The sequence below is a fragment of the Limosilactobacillus oris DSM 4864 genome (assembly GCF_001434465.1).
Lineage (GTDB): Bacteria > Bacillota > Bacilli > Lactobacillales > Lactobacillaceae > Limosilactobacillus > Limosilactobacillus oris.
Genome location: NZ_AZGE01000005.1, coordinates 1 through 18,689, shown reverse-complemented (window position 1 = coordinate 18,689; position 18,689 = coordinate 1). Strand labels below are relative to the sequence as shown.

The 18,689-nt window shown below is 39.5% G+C and carries 31 protein-coding genes; 12 read left to right on the top strand and 19 right to left on the bottom strand.

The window, feature by feature from the left end; translation table 11 throughout:
* Positions 1 to 2 precede the first annotated feature (2 nt).
* Positions 3 to 215 carry a hypothetical protein gene (locus FC49_RS03505; protein WP_056984235.1) on the bottom strand — a complete coding sequence of 71 codons (213 nt, stop codon included), beginning with the start codon at positions 213 to 215 and terminating at the stop codon, positions 3 to 5.
* Between the two features lie 14 nt (positions 216 to 229).
* A complete protein-coding gene (locus FC49_RS10135) occupies positions 230 to 610 on the bottom strand; it encodes a helix-turn-helix domain-containing protein (RefSeq protein WP_235804863.1) in 381 nt (126 codons plus the stop codon).
* Here FC49_RS10135 and FC49_RS09750 point away from each other — a divergent pair.
* A complete protein-coding gene (locus tag FC49_RS09750) occupies positions 580 to 858 on the top strand; it encodes a DUF3892 domain-containing protein (RefSeq protein ID WP_082603554.1) in 279 nt (92 codons plus the stop codon). The two genes, FC49_RS10135 and FC49_RS09750, sit on opposite strands and share 31 nt — an antisense overlap.
* On the opposite strand, the gene FC49_RS09900 is transcribed toward FC49_RS09750, so the two are convergent.
* Genes FC49_RS09900 through FC49_RS03485 form a run of 4 tightly spaced genes read right to left on the bottom strand, consistent with a single transcriptional unit; the run spans position 839 to position 1,739 of the window.
* Positions 839 to 1,006: a hypothetical protein gene (locus FC49_RS09900; RefSeq protein WP_156402459.1), complete on the bottom strand. Its 168-nt coding sequence runs from the start codon at positions 1,004 to 1,006 to the stop codon at positions 839 to 841. The genes FC49_RS09750 and FC49_RS09900 overlap by 20 nt on opposite strands.
* A 10-nt stretch (positions 1,007 to 1,016) precedes the next feature.
* Positions 1,017 to 1,208: a hypothetical protein gene (locus FC49_RS03495; protein ID WP_056984233.1), complete on the bottom strand. Its 192-nt coding sequence runs from the start codon at positions 1,206 to 1,208 to the stop codon at positions 1,017 to 1,019.
* Positions 1,205 to 1,555: a VRR-NUC domain-containing protein gene (locus FC49_RS03490; protein WP_056984232.1), complete on the bottom strand. Its 351-nt coding sequence runs from the start codon at positions 1,553 to 1,555 to the stop codon at positions 1,205 to 1,207. Before FC49_RS03490 ends, FC49_RS03495 begins: the two co-directional genes overlap by 4 nt.
* Positions 1,545 to 1,739 (bottom strand): helix-turn-helix domain-containing protein, encoded by a 195-nt coding sequence (locus FC49_RS03485; RefSeq protein WP_056984230.1) that lies wholly within the window; start codon positions 1,737 to 1,739, stop codon positions 1,545 to 1,547. The genes FC49_RS03490 and FC49_RS03485 overlap by 11 nt, the downstream gene beginning before the upstream one ends.
* A gap of 69 nt (positions 1,740 to 1,808) precedes the next feature.
* Here FC49_RS03485 and FC49_RS03480 point away from each other — a divergent pair, with 69 nt between their 5' ends.
* Complete coding sequence (locus FC49_RS03480; RefSeq protein ID WP_056984228.1) at positions 1,809 to 2,600, top strand: hypothetical protein; 792 nt, start codon at positions 1,809 to 1,811, stop codon at positions 2,598 to 2,600.
* 291 nt (positions 2,601 to 2,891) lie between these two features.
* On the opposite strand, the gene FC49_RS03475 is transcribed toward FC49_RS03480, so the two are convergent.
* The 9 genes from FC49_RS03475 to FC49_RS03440 all read right to left on the bottom strand — a co-directional run bounded on the left by FC49_RS03475 (position 2,892) and on the right by FC49_RS03440 (position 9,579).
* Positions 2,892 to 4,106 carry a virulence-associated E family protein gene (locus FC49_RS03475; protein ID WP_338107323.1) on the bottom strand — a complete coding sequence of 405 codons (1,215 nt, stop codon included), beginning with the start codon at positions 4,104 to 4,106 and terminating at the stop codon, positions 2,892 to 2,894.
* 85 nt (positions 4,107 to 4,191) lie between these two features.
* On the bottom strand, positions 4,192 to 4,983 hold the full coding sequence (locus tag FC49_RS03470; protein WP_056984226.1) for a bifunctional DNA primase/polymerase: 792 nt from the start codon (positions 4,981 to 4,983) through the stop codon (positions 4,192 to 4,194).
* Between the two features lie 18 nt (positions 4,984 to 5,001).
* Positions 5,002 to 5,568 (bottom strand): hypothetical protein, encoded by a 567-nt coding sequence (locus FC49_RS03465; RefSeq protein WP_056984224.1) that lies wholly within the window; start codon positions 5,566 to 5,568, stop codon positions 5,002 to 5,004.
* An 18-nt stretch (positions 5,569 to 5,586) separates the two neighbouring features.
* A complete protein-coding gene (locus FC49_RS03460; RefSeq protein ID WP_056984222.1) occupies positions 5,587 to 6,282 on the bottom strand; it encodes an AAA family ATPase in 696 nt (231 codons plus the stop codon).
* Positions 6,276 to 7,673, bottom strand: coding sequence for a DEAD/DEAH box helicase (locus FC49_RS03455; RefSeq protein WP_056984220.1), 1,398 nt, complete (start codon positions 7,671 to 7,673; stop codon positions 6,276 to 6,278). Before FC49_RS03455 ends, FC49_RS03460 begins: the two co-directional genes overlap by 7 nt.
* A complete protein-coding gene (locus tag FC49_RS03450) occupies positions 7,673 to 8,158 on the bottom strand; it encodes a siphovirus Gp157 family protein (RefSeq protein WP_056984218.1) in 486 nt (161 codons plus the stop codon). Before FC49_RS03450 ends, FC49_RS03455 begins: the two co-directional genes overlap by 1 nt.
* Positions 8,159 to 8,412: 254 nt before the next feature.
* The gene (locus FC49_RS03445) at positions 8,413 to 9,015 is read right to left on the bottom strand and encodes an NUMOD4 domain-containing protein (protein WP_056984216.1); all 603 of its coding nucleotides are present in this window, start codon (positions 9,013 to 9,015) and stop codon (positions 8,413 to 8,415) included.
* Complete coding sequence (locus FC49_RS09895) at positions 9,002 to 9,154, bottom strand: hypothetical protein (protein ID WP_156402458.1); 153 nt, start codon at positions 9,152 to 9,154, stop codon at positions 9,002 to 9,004. Before FC49_RS09895 ends, FC49_RS03445 begins: the two co-directional genes overlap by 14 nt.
* A 116-nt stretch (positions 9,155 to 9,270) precedes the next feature.
* Complete coding sequence (locus FC49_RS03440) at positions 9,271 to 9,579, bottom strand: hypothetical protein (protein ID WP_056984215.1); 309 nt, start codon at positions 9,577 to 9,579, stop codon at positions 9,271 to 9,273.
* Between the two features lie 59 nt (positions 9,580 to 9,638).
* Here FC49_RS03440 and FC49_RS03435 point away from each other — a divergent pair, with 59 nt between their 5' ends.
* Complete coding sequence (locus FC49_RS03435; RefSeq protein ID WP_056984213.1) at positions 9,639 to 9,914, top strand: hypothetical protein; 276 nt, start codon at positions 9,639 to 9,641, stop codon at positions 9,912 to 9,914.
* Here FC49_RS03435 and FC49_RS03430 read toward each other — a convergent pair.
* Positions 9,904 to 10,116, bottom strand: coding sequence for a hypothetical protein (locus FC49_RS03430; RefSeq protein ID WP_056984211.1), 213 nt, complete (start codon positions 10,114 to 10,116; stop codon positions 9,904 to 9,906). The two genes, FC49_RS03435 and FC49_RS03430, sit on opposite strands and share 11 nt — an antisense overlap.
* 258 nt (positions 10,117 to 10,374) lie before the next feature.
* Between FC49_RS03430 and FC49_RS03425 the strand changes: the two genes are divergently transcribed.
* Positions 10,375 to 10,584, top strand: a complete 210-nt coding sequence (locus tag FC49_RS03425; RefSeq protein ID WP_056984209.1) for a hypothetical protein — start codon at positions 10,375 to 10,377, stop codon at positions 10,582 to 10,584.
* On the opposite strand, the gene FC49_RS09890 is transcribed toward FC49_RS03425, so the two are convergent.
* Positions 10,581 to 10,718 carry a hypothetical protein gene (locus FC49_RS09890; RefSeq protein ID WP_156402457.1) on the bottom strand — a complete coding sequence of 46 codons (138 nt, stop codon included), beginning with the start codon at positions 10,716 to 10,718 and terminating at the stop codon, positions 10,581 to 10,583. The two genes, FC49_RS03425 and FC49_RS09890, sit on opposite strands and share 4 nt — an antisense overlap.
* 69 nt (positions 10,719 to 10,787) lie before the next feature.
* Between FC49_RS09890 and FC49_RS03420 the strand changes: the two genes are divergently transcribed.
* Positions 10,788 to 11,021, top strand: coding sequence for a hypothetical protein (locus FC49_RS03420; protein ID WP_056984207.1), 234 nt, complete (start codon positions 10,788 to 10,790; stop codon positions 11,019 to 11,021).
* On the opposite strand, the gene FC49_RS03415 is transcribed toward FC49_RS03420, so the two are convergent.
* Together FC49_RS03415 and FC49_RS03410 are read right to left on the bottom strand one after the other, a co-directional pair.
* On the bottom strand, positions 11,018 to 11,251 hold the full coding sequence (locus tag FC49_RS03415) for a hypothetical protein (protein ID WP_056984205.1): 234 nt from the start codon (positions 11,249 to 11,251) through the stop codon (positions 11,018 to 11,020). The two genes, FC49_RS03420 and FC49_RS03415, sit on opposite strands and share 4 nt — an antisense overlap.
* A 36-nt stretch (positions 11,252 to 11,287) precedes the next feature.
* Positions 11,288 to 11,497, bottom strand: a complete 210-nt coding sequence (locus FC49_RS03410; protein WP_056984204.1) for a helix-turn-helix domain-containing protein — start codon at positions 11,495 to 11,497, stop codon at positions 11,288 to 11,290.
* Between the two features lie 153 nt (positions 11,498 to 11,650).
* Between FC49_RS03410 and FC49_RS03405 the strand changes: the two genes are divergently transcribed.
* From FC49_RS03405 to FC49_RS03370, 7 genes are all read left to right on the top strand, one after another.
* Entirely contained in the window at positions 11,651 to 12,088 is a 438-nt protein-coding gene (locus tag FC49_RS03405; protein ID WP_056984202.1) for a helix-turn-helix domain-containing protein, read from the top strand.
* 11 nt (positions 12,089 to 12,099) lie between these two features.
* Positions 12,100 to 12,546, top strand: a complete 447-nt coding sequence (locus tag FC49_RS03400) for an ImmA/IrrE family metallo-endopeptidase (RefSeq protein ID WP_056984200.1) — start codon at positions 12,100 to 12,102, stop codon at positions 12,544 to 12,546.
* A 100-nt stretch (positions 12,547 to 12,646) separates the two neighbouring features.
* Complete coding sequence (locus tag FC49_RS03395; RefSeq protein ID WP_156402456.1) at positions 12,647 to 13,555, top strand: hypothetical protein; 909 nt, start codon at positions 12,647 to 12,649, stop codon at positions 13,553 to 13,555.
* Between the two features lie 223 nt (positions 13,556 to 13,778).
* Positions 13,779 to 14,198, top strand: a complete 420-nt coding sequence (locus FC49_RS03390; RefSeq protein WP_056984196.1) for an ImmA/IrrE family metallo-endopeptidase — start codon at positions 13,779 to 13,781, stop codon at positions 14,196 to 14,198.
* A gap of 13 nt (positions 14,199 to 14,211) precedes the next feature.
* Positions 14,212 to 15,288, top strand: a complete 1,077-nt coding sequence (locus FC49_RS03385; protein ID WP_056984194.1) for a hypothetical protein — start codon at positions 14,212 to 14,214, stop codon at positions 15,286 to 15,288.
* A gap of 623 nt (positions 15,289 to 15,911) precedes the next feature.
* Positions 15,912 to 17,402: an ATP-binding protein gene (locus tag FC49_RS03375; protein ID WP_056984190.1), complete on the top strand. Its 1,491-nt coding sequence runs from the start codon at positions 15,912 to 15,914 to the stop codon at positions 17,400 to 17,402.
* A 103-nt stretch (positions 17,403 to 17,505) separates the two neighbouring features.
* The gene (locus FC49_RS03370; RefSeq protein WP_056984188.1) at positions 17,506 to 18,597 is read left to right on the top strand and encodes a site-specific integrase; all 1,092 of its coding nucleotides are present in this window, start codon (positions 17,506 to 17,508) and stop codon (positions 18,595 to 18,597) included.
* Positions 18,598 to 18,689 lie beyond the last annotated feature (92 nt).

Below are 18,689 nucleotides of genomic sequence, written 5' to 3'. Positions count from 1 at the left end.
GCTCAAACATGATTCGCCTCCGGTGGTAATTCACACTGATCCGCAAATACTCCCTCAACTTTTGCTGATGAATTTTGGAGTTGCAGTGTGAAGGAGTCCTTCCACTGGTCACCGAAACGCCAACGGTGACCGACAACATTGTAATAATGATTGTTGTAAATACACCGGCCACCGAACAAGAGCAGGTTCATCATCTGCTTATCAGTCATTGCCATCACCTACATCTCCTTTAACAGTGAAACTGTATTTTTTCACAATCTTCCAATCCATTTTTCTTATCACTCCTAAATTCATCTAAGCTAACTCCCAAGGCGTCAGCTATTTTGACCATGTTTGTAAAGCTAGGTTCATGCCCGTTTTTGTAATTTTGCATAGTATTCAAACTAAGCCCTGTAATTTTTGCTAACCGATAGGCTGAAATATTTTGCTTATCCATTTGATTTTTTATTAATTCCCACAACATATTGTGTCCTTTCTGATTGTTAATCATAAATGTAGTAGTATAATTAAATTCGCAATTAATAATAAACTCCCTTTGAATAATTAATTGCAATCCAATAAAAAGTGAGGTGAAAACAATTGAGTAGTCATTCTTATCAAATTGTTGCAATCAAAACTAAGTATTCATTCTCGGATACACCTGAGGATATAATTGCTGTTAAGCTGAGCTTTGACTATGTTGAATCAGTGCCAGACGTTATTTCAAGTATTAAATATGGCTCAACATACTATTACACTGATCGGTTTGGTTATAAGTCTGAAGTTGAGGTTGTTCACCCTACGCATGGTGATCCATACATTCGTACTAAAGCTAATTACACAACTAAAGATAATTTACTTAGTTTGCCGCGCTTCTAGCTTTACTGGTCTCCTTTCGAGGAGGCTTTTTTATTACAAAGTCGTACTCTTGTAATTCGTAATGATTAGACCGGCGAACCTCACATAGCTCGTACTCGCCAGTTAAAACACGGCTAATAAGTTCTAATAAAATTTCTTTTTTCATCATTATTTCCTCCTCAATCCACATCATCAAAGACTTCCGTAATACTATCAATCGAAGCGATTGGGATAATGACCCGCCGGTTGTTCAAGTTAGTACCAATTAGCACCACTGTCCCAGCATGATCCAGGGCCCGCCTGGCTTCCTGATACGTCGTTTTCAGCTTGTGGGTTGCCCCACTAATTGTTTGAACTTTAATCAACTTCATGATCGTCCCCCCTTAAACCCATATCCGATCAATTCCTCATCAATAATCTTCAGAGCGTCATCCACACTCCTGGCAATTCCATGGATAATACCATGTCTAACCAGCATTTTATGGAACTGCACCTGGTCCGTTTGTGGCCGACCTTTGGCATTCTTGATTTCCAAGTAAAATACTTTACCATTGGACCACTTAAATCCGTACAGATCTGGGTGGCCTTTTGGCAGCCCGGTATCAAACCACCGCCCATCGGTAGTTTTTACTTTGCCCACATTGCTACGGAAGATGTTGCAATGGTGGCGAGAAACCGCAACCATGATGGCGCTTTGAATCTGATGTTCACTCTGCATGCTTAGAACTAAATACCTCCAGACTTACATCTAACACTTGTGCAATCTTATCCATATTAACGAAACTTGGTTCCGAACCGTTTCTGTAATTGCGAAGCGTATTTTCTGAAATGCCAGATAGCTTTGCCAATCGGTAAATAGACATCTTCTTCTGTTCTAAGATCTGTTCAACTTTATCCCACAATTTCAAAACTCCTTCCAACTATATATAGTGGTAAAATGAATTATAAAACTATATTTGGTAGGTGATAAAATGAGTAATCCATACGATGTCCCTGATATTTCTATGCTAATGAGAGCCCAAATGGCTACCTATCGTTCAATAACGGACAGCACAAAAATATTTTGGCATGTGTCAAAAACAATGAAAGAAGCATTCAAAGGGGCTCAGCAAGCGCAGAAGTACAGTGAGACTTTGAGAAAATCTATGATTGCTGTGCCTTCGGCAAAAGAATTAGGCTATTTATCAAACGCCATGAATTTAAGCAGCAATACAGGCATTGCCGAGCAGCTTAAAGTTACCTATAACATTACTTCTTCAACTGCTTCACTTGGCTCCTCGCTTCGGGAAGCTATGAAACCATTCTTCGATAGCCATGACTTAAAAATGACGTCAACAGCTAACAATATTTTTAACAAGATTAATAACAACCCGATCGAAGCCTATAACTCATTACAGGAATCCCTTAATGCTCCAATTAATCCAATCCCTAACAATGTAAATGAGCTTCCGAGGGATAATTCTCAAGCAATTCATACAGCAGACAACCATGGTTCCGTAGTAACTGAAGTCAACAATTCTTTCTATGCTGCCAAAGAAATCATAAAAAAGTACACCGATTCCGTTAAGGAATATTATGCAAATTCCGCTGATCCTGAAACAGCGCTCAATTTTTTTGTAGGTCTTATGCAATTTATCTTCTTCTTTTCTTTTTTTGTTAACATCAATGCAGATACAAAAAATGCCATAGATATATCAGAAGCCTTATGTGGTTGCATTGAATGGGCTCTAAGTTATGGGCATAAACACCATAATGATAACTAATGGGCTTCCCACCCACTCGGTGTTGTAAGTACACTGACTCAAGGTGAACGCTAGGTGACGCTATTTTTTGCTACTGTTCACCGGTCAATCCCTTGTGGCTCAAGGGATTAAGCCAGAGGGTGAACGCTAAACGCAAAATTTTCATCAAAAACTTTTCGGCGCTCTTCTCTATATACCTACTACATATATATTTTTTTAGTAAATATACTGTTCACTGCGTTCACCCTTAGGCTGTATCCCTTGATACCATTGGGTTCATGCGGTGAACGCTAAGCCGTTTTTACCGTTCACCTAGCGTTCACCACTGTTCACCTTTTTAAATCCTCGTTTAACTTCACCGTTAAACTTCTTCCTCGATTTCCTAAAACCAAACCGATTAACCATGATATTTGAGATCTGGTTAGCCACTTTCCGGTTTTTGACTAGGTCAATCCCGGGGGCGACTGCTAAACTCAACTCATCATTAGTAATAAAATCCCGACCTTCAAACTGATTACTTAACGCTTCATCGATCTTGTCTTCCAGCTCATCAGTGTACATAAAGGACTGGCGGTGTTCGTTTAACTCTTCCTCTTGTTCCTTAGTCAGGGCGAAGCTAAAATCAGTATCCTTGTACAGGTGCATGGCTTCACCCCATAACTGCTGAACATAGTCTGGTTTAAGATCAGTCACCGGGTGGTATTTCTGCCGGTCCTTATTAACGTGCAACGGAAGAAATCGTCGTTCACCGGTCTTATCCTTCAGGTAATATAGTTCGTTAGTCGTCCGGGCCATGACAAAGTTTTTGTCAAAACGCTCTGCCTGGTGCCCGTATGGTTTTCGATACTCAAATTCCTGTAGGGTAATGAACTTCTTTAACACTTCAAACGACGCGGCATTGGTTGCGGTCATTTCATCATCATTGATAATCAACGCTCGCCGCATCACCGCATAGTCATCCTTGTTATCAAAGGTCGAAAACTGGTCCGTGTAATAACCTAACGGGGAAATCTTTTGCAAGAAGGTGGTCTTCCCTGCTCCCTGGCCACCAACCAGGTCCAGAACAAAGTCAAACTTTGCCTTTGGATTATGGGCTTTGGCCACCGCTCCGACAAAAAACAGTTTGGTAATCAATTGGGTTACTGGCGTTTCCGTTACTCCCAGGCAATCACCCATCACGTTATCCAACCGGTTTTGTTTATCCCATTCGGCATATGCCTTGTTAAAATAATCCAAGATTGGATTGTACTTATGTCGCATGGCTATCACCGTAATGGCACTACGAATTTTTTTATTGTCAAACAGCACACCGTAATCAGGACTATTCTCAATATAAGAGGCGATCTGATCCACGTAAGCATCAACTAACTGACCGACTTTGAACAATAATTCCCGGTTCGGCTTTACTACGTCAATCTCCGTAGTGAACTCATTAAAACGAAAAGTGTCTTTAAGCTGTTTATCATGCTCCAGGATAATTTCAATGTTGACCAAACTGTTGGCTTTGATATGGCCTTTTTCACTCAACTTAAATTGAAGCGGATTGCTTTCCTGTTCAGTAATCTACTTCAGCTTTTCGGCGTTCTTCTTATCAAACTTCACGACCTTCTTATCACTCAACCATTTCACCTCTTCTCCTGATTTCCTTTTTAACCATGCTGTTCACGGTAGCCACCACTTCATTATCAGATAGGCTGTATTCGGTTCGACTGTTCGCAATCCGGGCCAGTTCTAGTACCGTTTCTGGCTCCACGTTCCGGAATAGCAGCCCGCCAGCGAATGAAGCTAAGGCATTATTACGGCCACCCGTTGGACCTAAACCGTTAGCGATCTGACTAAACAACTCAGAAGTTTGGGTTTTGCCTTTCGGATGGTAGCGTTCAATCTTCTTATCGCTGATTGCCGGCTTGCCTTTTTCTTCAATCAGCTGAATTAGTTCTTCAGCCGGTTCAATCATTGGCTTGTGGTTAAGCCAACAATAGGCTTTCTCTTCAATAAACGAGGGCGCTACGACTACGTAGTTGTTAGGATGGGCCTTAATATCGACCCCTGGTAAGAAGCCAATATTCTGACTGATTCGCTCAGCGGGTTTCTTGAAGAAAAATTGGTAACCATTGTGAGCTGTTTTTTGGCATAGAGTATTGAACCAATCATCATGGTTTAACTCTTTAATCGCCTTAGTACCGTCATCCCTGTCTTCATGACGGTCAACATCAATCACAAAGAATTGGTCAGTCTTCAGAGCAATGTTAGCGTAAGGATGAGTTCGCCAAAACTTCGTAATTTCATCAACAGTTAATGGCTCACGGTCAGCAAACTTAATTAACGGGCGTTTATTGATTGTTGGAATCACGCTAAAACCATGTTCAGCATATTGCTTGGCATAGTTAACTAGACTTTGCATCCCGTTCACATCCTTTAGCTAGAATGGCAAATCGTCATCGTCAACAGTTGGTTCAGGCTCTTTATCTGTTACTGGGTCTTCCTTAGCTGCCGGCTCTTCGACCTTGATGCCAGGGCCAAAATCATAATTACGGTATGGATTATCTGGATCCTTCTTGTTTGGTGAAACGGTAATGGTCATTTCTAGGGTTTTACCTTCATAAGGCTCGAATGCTTTTACTAGTTTTTCGTAGGCATCAGTCTCATTGTCTGGGAACAAGTCGGGAGTGACGGTTAAGCCCACCATTGCTGCAATCTTAGAAATGGTCCGAATGTTACGACTAACAACAAAATCTGGCATTGGCTTACCTTTGGTTGTCTTAGTGGCTAAGCTAATTCGCAATTGTTCTTTACGACTGGCATATTTACCCTTGATAACTTGCATTGAGAACCGTAAGCAGTCCCAACCCGACTTATACACTGGGTGGTCGGTCTTATCTAACATCACCTGGTAAGTACCAGCCGGAATTAAATCCGTTTGGTTAGCACTGTCCTTCTTTGCGTCCCAGTCCTTAGTTGCCTTTGTAAATGCATCTTGTAATCCCATAATTAAATTCCTCCTAAATTATTCTTCAAACATGCCATCGCATGATTCTAGTAATTGCTTAATCCGTGGGTCAGTAATATTCTTGGCCTCATATTTTGTTCGCCGGTCAGTAATTGTACGGGTGTAAGTGTCTTTGCCGAACTTCTGTGTATGAATTACTAAGTCACAGTTACCGTTAACGATGTTGTAGTATTTCGGCTTTAGCGACGGCATTGGCTCTGGTGTTGAGCCATCATCCCCACCAACTGAAATTTCCCGACTAATGTAGATGATGTTCATCGGCAATGCTTTTAGGTCCATCACAAATTGCTGAAGAACTGTGTTAAAAATTGCATACCCTTTCCCGTAAGGAATATCGGATAGTGCCTGTACACCGTTATCAATGCAGATTGCTTGTTCCAGCATCACGCAAATATCATCAATTACATCAACCACTAGTGTTTGGAAGGTGTTCTTTTGTGATAATGCAGTAATCACATCATCTAGCTGTTGAATTGCTGATTGCTTCAACTTGCCGTCTTCATCACGAATGTTTCTGATTTGAATACTTGGCGCTGTTCCTTGCTCACTATTACCATCAGTATTTAGAACTAACGGGTGTGGAAAGAAACTAGCAAAGTATGACTTCCCGCTCATCGTCTTACCCCAAATAAAGAAGTTATGGGGTTGAGTTTTTGGTTGTAGTTTTTCGTCTTTAGGTAGTTGAATTACCATTTCTTTCTCCTCCTGTTATTAAATTGGTGCCATGCCCACCCTGTTGAATATCCGTGAAGTTTGGCATAGGCTTGTAATTCTTTCAAAGTGTGTAATTGGCCTGGTGATTTATCGGCAACGTTTGCCATCACTTGGTCATTAAGAATTTGCTGAATCATCTTTTTACGATGTTCTACTGCTTGATTCTCCTTGATTTCTTGTAGGTCAACATTAACCACCTTGTAGTCATGCTTATCCTTTTCCAGCTTGTGGCCACACAAGGGGCAACAATTATCAGTAAGGTCTTGCCGGTAGAAAATACCGAAGCAGTATTTGCATTGGCAGATTGCCGGGCCAGTGTCGGTATTAGTTTTCTTGCGTTTATCTTTGGTGATAATCGCCTGGTTCCAATCCCGGTCATTATCCGGCAGACCAAAGGTTAAGAAGTTATCCACATGGTCAATGATGATTGCTTGCTTCCCTGGTCGAGGATTCAAGCAGCGCATCGAGAATTGTAGATACAAAGCAAGTGAACTAGTCGGGCGGGCCATAATGACACAGTCGACATTTGGCAGGTCAATCCCCTCAGTAAACAGGTTAACGTTTACTAACACCATTAGTTGCTGGTCCCGGAACTGCTGAACTAGCTTGTCCCGGTGAGTGGCTTCCGTTTCACCGTCAACCTCAGCAGCGCTAATCCCTATTTCCTGGAATTTAGCTGTCACCTGCTTAGCACTCTCAATCGAATGGCAGTAAACCACTGCTTGCTTCCCCTGAGCTAATCGCTGGTACTGGTCAATGATGTGCCCATAGATTTGATGGCTAATAGCTTCGTCCATACTTTGTGTGGTGTAATCGCCATGACTCTTCTGGAGTTTGGACCGGTCGATGTCCCCTAACCCGTAATACTTGAATGGGGCCAGAAAATCATGCGTAGTTAGCCATTTGATTGACTTACCAACCACGATGTCATCAGCAACCTGGTCCAACTGATCATGGCCAGTTCGGATTGGCGTCGCTGTAAAGTACAGAACGTAAGCGTTTGGGAATGCTTCGATAATATGACGATAGCTCTTACTAGCGGCATGATGGCCCTCATCAATTAGAATCAACTGGGGTGTCGGCAACTTAGCTGTCCTACGGGTTAGGGTCTGAACCATGCCCATAGTAGCTAGGTCCATATCCACATCTTGCTGCTTAAAAGTAGCGATTGCTTGGGATAGTATTTCTTTCCGGTGAATGATAAACATCACCCGGTTGCCCTTGATGGTAGCCCGCCGAGCGATTTCGGCCATGATGACTGTCTTCCCGGTTCGGGGTGGTTGCTGAACCACTATCCGTCGGTGTCCACTCCGAATAGACCGATAAACCTGATTAATGGTTTCTCTCTGGTAGTCTCGAAGTTCAAACATTAATTAATGACTGTCTTTCTGTTCGGCACCAGCTTAGCCGCTGGCACTTCCTGTCCAGCTTTTAAAGCAGCGTACAGAGCTTTCTTGTCTGGTCGGCTGATGGTCTTAGTTTCCGTATGGACAAACGTCATCGGGAGTTTGTCAGGGGTACTAATTACCACTGACGCCTTATAGTTCCGTGGCTTCAAGATGTGGTTATCTGTCCGAGCTTCCTTGAAGCCAGCGTCATCAATGGAATCCGTCAAGTAAGTCATCAGGTTCTTGGACTGGTTCTCCAGGTACTTCTTCTTGTCCTGGAGCTCTTTAATCCGTTTGGCAATCCATTCTTCGGTAGCGTTGTTCCGGTCAATCCAAGTGGCAATGTTATCCCACTTGACTTCACGAGTGTCCTGAATGGCATCTAACGAATCGGCCAGCACAGTTGGGTCTAGGTCGTCCCGGTCTTGTAGGGCCCGGAAAGAGTCGTTTAATTCAAATAGATTCATGATTAACAACCTCCTTTAGCTCATCGGCTAAATCGTACTTAGTAACAATTTCATACATAACTTTCGGCAACATCTTCGGAGTGTGCCCCAGCGCCGCCACAATCATATGGACTTGGGTGTCAATGTCCCCCCTTGGTAACAGCGGAACTGCTCTGCATTGCCATCGATGGTTGTGACAGAAAAATGTGCTTGTTTCATCCTGATTAACCTCCGTTCGTGGTATAATTCAGGAAACGAATAGTTAGTTGAGAGAATCAATTCGTTTCCGAGGCGTCGACAGTACGATTGTCGATGCCTTTTCTTTTTTCAAATTTCCATATACATCCATAAGCAGTGCTTTGTTTGCCATGGCAACATCTTGAAATAGAAGTATTAGACAAGCCATGTCTCCTACATTCTTGTAGCGATGGCCACCTTCTCAAAAGTTTTCCTTGTAAATCATACTGATTCACTGGCTTGGATTGTAATCCATTAGTCTGTGTGACTGCTCTTCGCTGAATGCGTGTACCGTAATTATTGTTATATTTAACTGTGCACCATTCTAAATTTTCCATTTTGTTGTTCATTTTATTCTCGTCTTTATGATTAACTTGCGAATAATGATTGGGATTAGGAACAAAGGCTTGTGCAACTAATCGGTGAACCTTAAATGTGTTCATCTCACCATGTCGATGTAATCCAACTATTAAGTATCCGCCTCTGTTTTTCCGTAATTTCAGTATTCGTTCTTTGCGACGCTGCCTGTTACCATTCTTACAAGTTACCCAGCGGTCAAGACTTTTTACCCTTCCAAAGTTACTTACTTGATAGATTCCTTCATATTTAGGGATGGGTTTCCACAACTCATTCGTTCTCATCTGTATACATCTCCTTTGGTGCGTACCGGAGCAGCAGCACCAGAAGCACCATTGCTAAGAACAGTCCTGTGTTAAACATTCCGTAGAAAAAGCTGATTGTCATTGCGACGGACACTGTCGCCGTGAGTGCATGGCTCATCAGTTATCATCTCCCTTCTTTTCAAAAGTTAGGCTGTAAATTACGGCTCCTAGCAGGATTACCGTAATAACCAATGCCGGCCAGGCAAATTCTAAGCTGTCCATAATGCTCACCTCCTAGGGCAACGGTTGGTTCCAATCGATTTCAGTTTCGTGTTCATCAAACCATTTCGAAGCTGGTAAGTAATCGATCATGATGTGGTGACCTTTACCAGCATTCAGCCCATGAACACCTGGCATCTTCGGCAGTAGATACGTTCGGCACCAGACCAGCGACTTCTTAATGCCGTGCTCAGCTTTGAACTGCGGCAAGCTAATCTGTCGAACCGGCTGACGCTTGGGCACCAAGTCGTAGTCTTCTTTAATTAGGTCAAGCACCTTGTCAGCAATGACTTGGTAGTCCTGTTCGTCTAACAGTGCTTGCATGGTTATTAGCTCCTTTCTGGTAAAATTAAAATAGTTCAACATAAAGGTGGTGAATTAAAATGATTAAGATTACTTTTGCAGATGGTTCTAGTAAAACTATCAACAAACTAACTGATGTTTCCGCGTGGAAATCATTAGACGCAGTTTCTAATAAGGAACCTTATTATGGTGAAATGGCTTTCCATGGTTCCTATAATGATGGAACTGAAATTGCAACTAGTGATCCTTTGGCTGGTATTAGCGGCTTAATCGGGTCAACCGACTGGTTTTCCATTGGGAAAGATAAGACACTCTACAAAACAACATCAGTTGTAAAACTGGAGCTTATTGATTAAGCGCTATTTGTTCTAGCTGCTTAATCATCAACTTTATAAACTCGTGAATTTCTTGAGAGGAACTTTTGAATAATTGCTCTCTAAGAAATCCACGGGCTTTTTTGTTACTGCCAAATTCATTAATCAAACTTTGAGCATAGTCATGAGTTAATCGAACGTATTCCTCAGATTTAGATTTAAAATCAGTTTGTAATGAATCCATCTTGTTTCTCTCCTTTCGTATTTATTCCTCCGACCCGCCCAGCGTAAGATGAAATGATAGAATGTTTTATACGTTTTTCGATAACAAGTATCATCAAGAACCTAAAATAACTACCATTTGCTGCAAGCATAAACAAACCAAATTGCCCAAACAATTGATGCAACAATTAATCCATCAGCGAAACTTTGCCAATCCATCCCCATCACTTCCTTTCTGATAAAATATGAGTAGTTCAACATAAAGGTGGTGAAACTACTTATGACTGATAAGGAAAAACGTGCACATGATTTAGCAATGCTTCTGCTAAGTCATGGAGTAAATCATATGGGTGCTGACGGACAAGGTTTCTCGTTTGAAATGTGGGAAAAAGCCATTCACGGTTGTGAAGATGGTTGTGATTTCATTACGGAAAATTATCAGCAAGCATATAAAGGCTTCCTAAAGTCGTTGGACAAGTTTGGACTTTAAGGCCAATGACTTTCATCGGCTGCACAAGCTAGAATTATTTGAGCAATTTTTCTGATCTGCTTATCGGAGAATTTGCTCTTTTTTAGTTCTTCATACTTTTTAACGCTCAAAGCAATAATCGAACTTTGTTCCATTCCCATCATCTCCTTAACTAGTCGTTTTGCTATAATTGGGTTATCTTCCATGAAAGGTGGTGTACAAGCATGAAAGACGTTGTTTTTGTCAAACAACTTGAAGGAGCTACCGCCGAAAAGAATGCTAATCAATATTTAAAGGACGGCTGGCAGTTACTTCACGTTGGAACAAATCTGGCTGGAATTCTCGAAAATGGTCAAGCTGAATATGAAACTATCTACGTCGTCGGCGCTGACCAAGCACACTACGATAAATACCAATCAGATTTGAAAGACGCTTCCAAAGTCGAAGACGAATTTTAATTAGTTCGCTCTAGGGCTTTACGTAAGAGTTCTTGGTTTACATAATCAAGGACTCTTTTTGCTTCTAAATATGACAACCCGCTATTCTCAAAAAGCTTCAATATACTGTTGCAAGTCGTTAAAGCTTTCTCTGAATCAGGCTTGTCGCAATTGGTTCGCGAATTTCGAATTCTTAAATAGCCAACATTACTAAGCTCTGGTAATTCATCCGACGTAATTTCTTTCTTCATCTCTATGCCCTCCTTAGTTAGCCATATTGACTAACTTTATTTTAAAAAAATAGATAATGGTACATTCAGAACTTGGCTGGCCTTGACCGCAACATCGGTTGATAGCTTACGACTGCCACTAAGTACCTGACCAAAATAATTTGAACTAATGCCAATTTGCTGGGCAATGAACTTAGTTTTGATACCGCGACTATCAATCTCTTGCTTCAAACGCTTGTAAGCATCATCTTTAAGGACTGTCGTCAATCTCTAACACCTCCTTAGCCGTTTTGTTTAACTTACGGTTATTATAATACCTCGCCGTACCGTTTAAGTCAACACTTTGTATAAACTTTTTGGCTAAAAGTGTAATCTTTTTGTTTAACAGGTGTATTATACATTCAAAAGGAGTTGTTGATTATGTCAGAGTTTGGTAAGCGCCTTACTAATTTACGAGAAAGCAAAGGCTGGAGTAAGACGTACGTTGCAAAGGCTATTGGTCTTTCAAGTATGCAAACCTATGCTAATTACGAATATGGTCGACGTGAACCTGACTTTAACACTGTCGACAAACTGGCTAATTTATTTAACGTATCGACTGATTATCTTCTCGGTCGCACCGATACTCCACAGTTCACTCGCAAAGATGAACGAGATGTCCAAAAAATTCTTACCGATATGACCGAAGGCCTGAGTAATGATTCTTCCCTAGCCTATATGAAGAATGGTGGCGAAGAGTTAGATAAGGAAGACGCTGAGCTTCTGCGAGCTTCACTGGAAAACGTCATTCGGCAATCCAAATTAATTGCTAAGGCTAAGTTCACGCCGAAGAAATATCGGAAGGACAAAGAGCAGTGAGGTGACCGTTTATGCTTAGGGAACGCATCAAACGAAAAACTCATGAGGTTGTGTACGCAACTGGCACTTGTGACCCTATTAAAATATGTGAGGCAAAACATATTCCTGTGTATTATGACAATCTGGGGAAGCAAATCATGGCTTATCACACCGTAATAAAAAGAATACCCGCTATTGTGCTTTCAACACGAAATAGCGAGTTTGAGAATACTTATTCTTGTGGTCATGAGCTAGGCCATCATTTCTGTCGGCATACCGGTAATACCGAGTGCCTTAACAGGAATAATCTTCGCTTCTCTACCATGGGTAATGAAGCAGAGGCTAACGAGTTTATGGTTGACTTAATGTTAGATGGAGTCAACCCACATGACTACGAAACTAAAGGTCAACTGCTCCAAGCTTGCGGGATACCTACCTGGGCAGAAAAGTACGTTGACTGGAGAAATTTGATTAAGTAAATATACTAACGCGGTAATATCGGTGAAAGTGGAAAATAGGTTTCCGCATTTCAAACCAAAAAGTTAAGGAGAAAACTGCTAAAATATGAGCTCTTACTTTATGCAAAGCATGGATATCCATTCTTACGAAGACCTTGATTATCAGCATTTGGAAGAATTACATGAATACTATAATACTGAAACAAAGAAAACAGCAGAAAAAGCGGATCAAAATATATTTTATTGGAATGAATTTCCAGTAACCATTTACTTTATAGAAGACGTAAGTACTGGCTTTGCATTTGCTACTTATGTTGATGGTCAAGAAAAAGATTCATTCAAATATTTCGATTTTACTAAGGAAACAGACACTTTAGATTATAAAACAAGAACCACAGGAAAAAAGAAAATTCAATATTTACAAAATCAAGGATTGTTAGTGCTTGATGAAAATGAAAAGGTACTAGAACAATCTATTGCTGCCATGTTCTTAACCGCTCAAAATTTTATTGATCAATGGATTATAGGTGAATATTACAAAGTAAATAAGGAGCTTTCAAAGGAAGCAAAAGATTTGGTATACATTGATTCATCTACAATCCATCAGTCAAAGTTTCAATTCAGAGAAATGCTTACTAATATTAATGACGAGCAATTTAAAGCAGAATTTAGTGAATTCTTATTTGGATACAACAATAAGCAATTCTTCTTAGCTGCTTCAGCTATGGGAAGCATTATTGAACACCTCATGTTTTTAATATTAGATAACTACGGTGATGCAAGATTGTTGGGTAACCGTCGTCCAACTGCTAAGAACTATCTATCAGCATTTGAGAAGAGCAAGTATATCCAGTTTAATGATCGTGATTCGTCTTACTTTGATAACATATTCCAAACCAGAAATTCATTTTCACATTTTAATACAGGTTACGCATTGAAATCACAATGTGACATGATGCTATTAGGTTTAACCTCACTCTACAAAAGATTTTACTTACCTAGTAAAGTTTATCAAGCAAAGAAGAAATAATCTTATACTTGTCAATATCTAATCCTTCATGGATTTCCTGATGATTAAAGTCTAACTCGGATAGTTCCCCTTTTTCATTTCGATAGACATTATCATAGACCGAGTGGTTATCAGCATATTCGTTGATGAGCTCTATTAAAAATTCTGTTTCTTCTTTTGTTAGTTTCATTAGTTATCACCAGTTTTATTTTAACAGCTATATTGCGCTAAGGATGGTTTTACCATGAATGATGCTATCTGGTATCTTCTTAAAATTGCAAACAACTACCATATCGATGTTCAGTGGGCCGGTGTCCTCAGTGAGTACACTCCGCCTGCTTGCCGGATTGATACCCGTATCGTCTGCATGAATATGAACTGGCACCGCCAGGCTGAGCTTCCCTTCCAGCTCGCTCATGAACTATCACATATCATCAACGGCGACCCAGGCGATGTCTGCTTCTACAATGCCACTTTTACTGGCAAACAGTCAGTTGAATACAGGGCTAACGTGGGAGCCGTTAAGTTGTTAGTGCCCTTCTACTGTCAGGAAACCAATCGAGAAAACATCAACTTATATAACTTTGAACACGCCTACCAAATTCCAGGCTACCTATCTGGTGTCGTCCGTGAACAGGTCAAGGAATATTATGTAGGAAAATAAAGGAGAACAGTTAATGGATAGTCAAATTATTGATGTCGCAAAAGTGATTAAGAGTTTGCCATCTCTTGACGTTAGCGTGAATTACTGGTTATTTAGGGCAAATGGTGGTCAATATTATGACGATTTTAATTCTGGAGATTATATAGGAATTGGCTGGGATAAAGTTTCTATTAATTATTTAAATAGCATTAAGGGCCCACAAGCTCATGATTTGTTGAAAGCTAAAATATCAGAACAATATCCTGATGATAAAAGACCAGGTTCTTCAGCCTCACAAATTTTAAAATTTGCATATGTTTTAAAGAAGGGCGATCTCGTTTTAGTCCCATCTGAAGGTTCTCAACGATATTTAATTGGAAAAGTAGCAGACAACAAAGTTTATAATGAAAAGAATGAAGAATTATTAGACGAAAAAAGGCATTGTCCTTATAAAAAACGTAGAAAAATAAAGTGGATAGGTGTAGTTAATCGTAATGAGGCAGATCCTGCCCTTTATAAATTAGTCTATGCTGGGCATACAATGAGCTCTGCTAATGATTATAAAGGCTTTATTAATAGGGCTCTTTTTGATAGTTATATTTCTAACAATGTAATGCATAGTACATTTATGATTACCTCTGCTAATGATGTTGATATGTACAAGTTTTCTGAATTCCAATTTTATTTCAGCTCAATGTATCATGTGCTTTATCCAAAAGATAAAATAATATCAAAAACAAATGTACAATGTCCGGGGCCTCTTGAAATTATTGGTGCTATTACATTCGTTGCAACTGTTTCTTCACTACTATTCTTCTGGTTATCTCCAAACATACGAGAGATTAAAATAAAAAACTGGATTACCATTAAGAAAGATAATTCCAAATTAACTGAATGGCATATTGAAAAAGAAAAAAGAAAATTGAGAATGGAAGAAATTAAGGCAGCGGACAAACATGATCAAGAAATCCTTAACAACATTAATGAAACCAGAAAATTAGCCAAAAAATGTAAAAAGCCAATGGAAGAATTAGGAATTGATTTCTCAGATGAGTTAAAAAAGGCAATTAAAAAAAGTGCGTCCACAAAGGACACACAATCAAAAGATTAATTTATTCTTACTTTCATAGTAATTGCTGTTATAGCAATCGTTATCGAAATTCCTAATATTTCCAGCGAAACTAGGAATCTATTTAATATTAAGTATAAGATTATAAATATAATTAAAGTGAGCCAACTACAAATAGCAACATATCCCACTAGTTTTGCAAATAATGTTTTTAAATTATGCACCTGACTCACCTCCTGTCAAAAGTATATCATTATTATAAGCTTTGAGGACAAAAAATTGTCCAAACACTGAAGACGTTAAAAGCTAAATTCAAAAACTTGCTGTTTTTTGAATTTAGGATTTAAAGTCGTAATCTATTTTCAAAAAACGGGAGCAGGAAAGAACTAGTTTGCTAGTTCATTGTTCAGCCTCACAAATATGGTCAGGCTTCAAAGACGACTTATCAGTGAATTCACCATCTAGTCACTACACTGTTAGCATTATAATCGCTGAAAGAGTAAAGAGAATGAGGGAATCCCTTACTTTCACATATTGTTGATATATTGTTGATATATTGTTGATATATTATAAAAAAGCAATGTCTTAACGTTAGCAATCCCTTACATGTCGCACTTTCAGTTTGATTTTTTATTGTTGATTTATTATCGAAAAGAGGGAAACAATTGGAAAAATTACCAGTATATGAAGATCTACATACTGAATTTAAAAAGTCAAATAAACAATTAACGCACGATTTATGGGAAACTGTTTCGGCATTTGCAAATACAGATGGTGGAAACATTTACTTGGGAGTTAAGGAAGTTAAACATGAGAATTACTCCGAATTTTTTCCAACCGGTATAAATAATCCTAAAAAACAAATAACTGATTTCCTAAATAACATTAAAAACAAAGGAAAAATATCAAAGCATGTAGTTCATGAAAATGATATTTCAACGTTGAATATTAATGGAAAAACCATTGTTAAAATATGTGTTCCTAAAGCGTCATATACTGAACGTCCTATCTATCTGGATGGCAATGTTAAGCACACTTATATTCGAGAAAACACAAGGGATAGCCTAGCCTCTGAAGAAGATTTAAAAGCTATTATTAGAGATTCCGAGCCTGATGACAACTATGATTTACTTGATAATTTTACAATTGAAGATGACTTAAAAATTACTGATATTCAGCAGTATAAAGCTAAATTAATTGATAACTCAGGCGACAACAATCTAATAAACCAGCCAGTCAAAGAATTTCTATACAACATTGGACTGATAAGAAAGGATAGGAAGGACCGACAACTAAAGTTAACTAAAGCAGCCTTACTATTGTTTGGCAAATTTAATTCTATAACTGATATCTATAAATCATTCATGTTAGATTTTATTGTCAAGGACAGTATGCTAGATGCTAATTATGTGGATAGAGTATTTACATCAAATGATAAAGAGTCACCTGATAATATTTTTGGATTTTGGATGCTAGTATCATCTAAATTAGAAACCTTGGTTAGCAATAAGTTTACTGTTGACGGTATGCAAAGAAAAGACTCAGGAAAGAAATTACTTAAAGCAATCAGAGAAGGACTAGCAAACTCACTAGCCCATGCAGACTACCAGTCAAAATCACCAATTAAAATATCATTTTTCAAAGATAAAGTGGAATTCATAAACCCAGGTGAGATGCTAATATCTCCTACACAATTCTTCCTTCCGTCGGATTCTAAGACCAGAAATGACTTAATATTTCAAAGCTTTATCAAAGTTGGAATCGGTGAACACACTGGAAGTGGTGGCTATACAATCTCAACAACTACAAGTGAGTTGGAACTAAAAAGGCCAGAAATAGATACGACTCCCCAAACAACAACACTCGTTTTGTGGAAAACTAGTGAGGAAGATATTTTGAAATCTATTCCTGAAATGTGGAGAGAAACTTATAAGGTCATTTCAAATAAATTGGTTGTTTCTTACTCCGATTTGAAACATTTATATAAGAATCATTATCAAGGAATGAAAATTATAAAAGCCATGGAGGAAGCTGGTTTAATAACACACCAAGGAAAAAATAAAGGTAGACGGTACCTCTTATCAAATGCTTCGCCGAAGGTTAATAAAATGATGTCTGAATACATTCAAAATTTACAAAGTAGGTTTCTTAATTAACAAAAAGCCCCCAGACAGCGGCAACTGTCCAGGGGCCAGGGTACGAATATATGCGAAGCTCGTACCCTTTTATTATACGTAATTATGATAGGAGGTTCAATCTATGGCTAACTACAAAAAGCGTGGTAATGGTTGGCAAGCCCGTATCTCGTGGTATAGCGGTGACGGCCAGCGGCATAATAAAAGCAAAGCTGGCTTCCCTACCAAACTATTAGCCAAGCAATGGGCTACTGAGCAGGAAGCTAAACTTAATCAGGGCGTAAACATTGGTAAAGAAATCACTTTAGTCGATTACTATGACCAATGGGTTAAAACCTATAAAGAACCCAAAGTTGCGTCAGTCACTATGCACTTATATCAACTAACTGGCAACCGCCTTAAATCTTTCTTTCCAGGAGTTAAAATCAAAGACGTCACTCGAGCACAATATCAAGAATTTATTAACTGGTACGGGAAAGATCATGCACCGCAATCAGTTAAGAAGTTAAATATGGCAGTGCGTGGCTGTGTTCGATCCGCTATCCTTGACGACTATCTAATCAAGGACTTTACCCAAGGGGTCACCCTTACCGCCAACGACAGCAAAAAGGTTAAAGTTGACTACCTAAACTTAGCGGAAATCAAGCAACTTATTGAAGCCACACAAGCTGGTATCACCAAGCACCGTTACACTAGCCGCTATATGATTTTGACTGCCATATATACTGGAATGCGGTTATCTGAAATCCAGGCGCTTACTTGGAAAGACATCGACTTTATTCACCATACGATCAACATTAACAAATCATGGAACGCAGCTGACCGCAGCTTCAAGCCTACCAAGAACAAATCATCGGTTCGCACTGTCAAGATTAACCGCAAACTAATTGCTTTATTGAAGCAATTAGCAGTTGGCCGAAAAAGCAACCTGGTCTTTATGAATCAGTATGGAACAGTTCCCACAAGTAATGCCGTCAATAAGACGCTCAGGAGCCTCCTGGAGGCCCTCAATATCCATCGGCGTAACTTTCACTTCCACAGTCTTAGACACAGCCACGTGGCGCTCCTGCTGGCTAAGGGCGTAGATATTTATGCGATTAGCAAAAGACTGGGCCACAGTAACACGGCAACTACAAGCCAGATCTACGCCTACTTAATTGACGAGTACAAAGACCAAACGGATAATCAAATTGTAACTATCCTGGATAACATTTGATTTTGGGGTACACTTGGGGTACAAAATGCTGTAAGCGCCTGATACATCAACACCCATTATGGTCACCCGTTCCATTTAAATAGAATTCTGTA

Excerpts from the sequence above, each read along its gene's own strand:
- FC49_RS03470 (WP_056984226.1), bottom strand. The coding sequence starts at position 4,983 with ATGCAAAGTCTAGTTAACTATGCCAAGCAATATGCTGAACATGGTTTT.
- FC49_RS03400 (WP_056984200.1), top strand. The coding sequence starts at position 12,100 with ATGCTTAGGGAACGCATCAAACGAAAAACTCATGAGGTTGTGTACGCA.
- FC49_RS09890 (WP_156402457.1), bottom strand. The coding sequence starts at position 10,718 with ATGGAACAAAGTTCGATTATTGCTTTGAGCGTTAAAAAGTATGAAGAA.
- FC49_RS03415 (WP_056984205.1), bottom strand. The coding sequence starts at position 11,251 with ATGAAGAAAGAAATTACGTCGGATGAATTACCAGAGCTTAGTAATGTT.
- FC49_RS03435 (WP_056984213.1), top strand. The coding sequence starts at position 9,639 with ATGATTAAGATTACTTTTGCAGATGGTTCTAGTAAAACTATCAACAAA.
- FC49_RS03385 (WP_056984194.1), top strand. The coding sequence starts at position 14,212 with ATGGATAGTCAAATTATTGATGTCGCAAAAGTGATTAAGAGTTTGCCA.
- FC49_RS03445 (WP_056984216.1), bottom strand. The coding sequence starts at position 9,015 with ATGAGAACGAATGAGTTGTGGAAACCCATCCCTAAATATGAAGGAATC.
- FC49_RS03455 (WP_056984220.1), bottom strand. The coding sequence starts at position 7,673 with ATGTTTGAACTTCGAGACTACCAGAGAGAAACCATTAATCAGGTTTAT.
- FC49_RS03405 (WP_056984202.1), top strand. The coding sequence starts at position 11,651 with ATGTCAGAGTTTGGTAAGCGCCTTACTAATTTACGAGAAAGCAAAGGC.
- FC49_RS03495 (WP_056984233.1), bottom strand. The coding sequence starts at position 1,208 with ATGAAGTTGATTAAAGTTCAAACAATTAGTGGGGCAACCCACAAGCTG.
- FC49_RS03395 (WP_156402456.1), top strand. The coding sequence starts at position 12,647 with ATGCAAAGCATGGATATCCATTCTTACGAAGACCTTGATTATCAGCAT.
- FC49_RS03505 (WP_056984235.1), bottom strand. The coding sequence starts at position 215 with ATGGCAATGACTGATAAGCAGATGATGAACCTGCTCTTGTTCGGTGGC.
- FC49_RS03370 (WP_056984188.1), top strand. The coding sequence starts at position 17,506 with ATGGCTAACTACAAAAAGCGTGGTAATGGTTGGCAAGCCCGTATCTCG.
- FC49_RS03390 (WP_056984196.1), top strand. The coding sequence starts at position 13,779 with ATGAATGATGCTATCTGGTATCTTCTTAAAATTGCAAACAACTACCAT.
- FC49_RS09900 (WP_156402459.1), bottom strand. The coding sequence starts at position 1,006 with ATGATGAAAAAAGAAATTTTATTAGAACTTATTAGCCGTGTTTTAACT.
- FC49_RS03450 (WP_056984218.1), bottom strand. The coding sequence starts at position 8,158 with ATGAATCTATTTGAATTAAACGACTCTTTCCGGGCCCTACAAGACCGG.
- FC49_RS03440 (WP_056984215.1), bottom strand. The coding sequence starts at position 9,579 with ATGCAAGCACTGTTAGACGAACAGGACTACCAAGTCATTGCTGACAAG.
- FC49_RS03465 (WP_056984224.1), bottom strand. The coding sequence starts at position 5,568 with ATGGGATTACAAGATGCATTTACAAAGGCAACTAAGGACTGGGACGCA.
- FC49_RS03420 (WP_056984207.1), top strand. The coding sequence starts at position 10,788 with ATGAAAGACGTTGTTTTTGTCAAACAACTTGAAGGAGCTACCGCCGAA.
- FC49_RS03490 (WP_056984232.1), bottom strand. The coding sequence starts at position 1,555 with ATGCAGAGTGAACATCAGATTCAAAGCGCCATCATGGTTGCGGTTTCT.
- FC49_RS03480 (WP_056984228.1), top strand. The coding sequence starts at position 1,809 with ATGAGTAATCCATACGATGTCCCTGATATTTCTATGCTAATGAGAGCC.
- FC49_RS03460 (WP_056984222.1), bottom strand. The coding sequence starts at position 6,282 with ATGGTAATTCAACTACCTAAAGACGAAAAACTACAACCAAAAACTCAA.
- FC49_RS03425 (WP_056984209.1), top strand. The coding sequence starts at position 10,375 with ATGACTGATAAGGAAAAACGTGCACATGATTTAGCAATGCTTCTGCTA.
- FC49_RS09895 (WP_156402458.1), bottom strand. The coding sequence starts at position 9,154 with ATGAGCCATGCACTCACGGCGACAGTGTCCGTCGCAATGACAATCAGC.
- FC49_RS03430 (WP_056984211.1), bottom strand. The coding sequence starts at position 10,116 with ATGGATTCATTACAAACTGATTTTAAATCTAAATCTGAGGAATACGTT.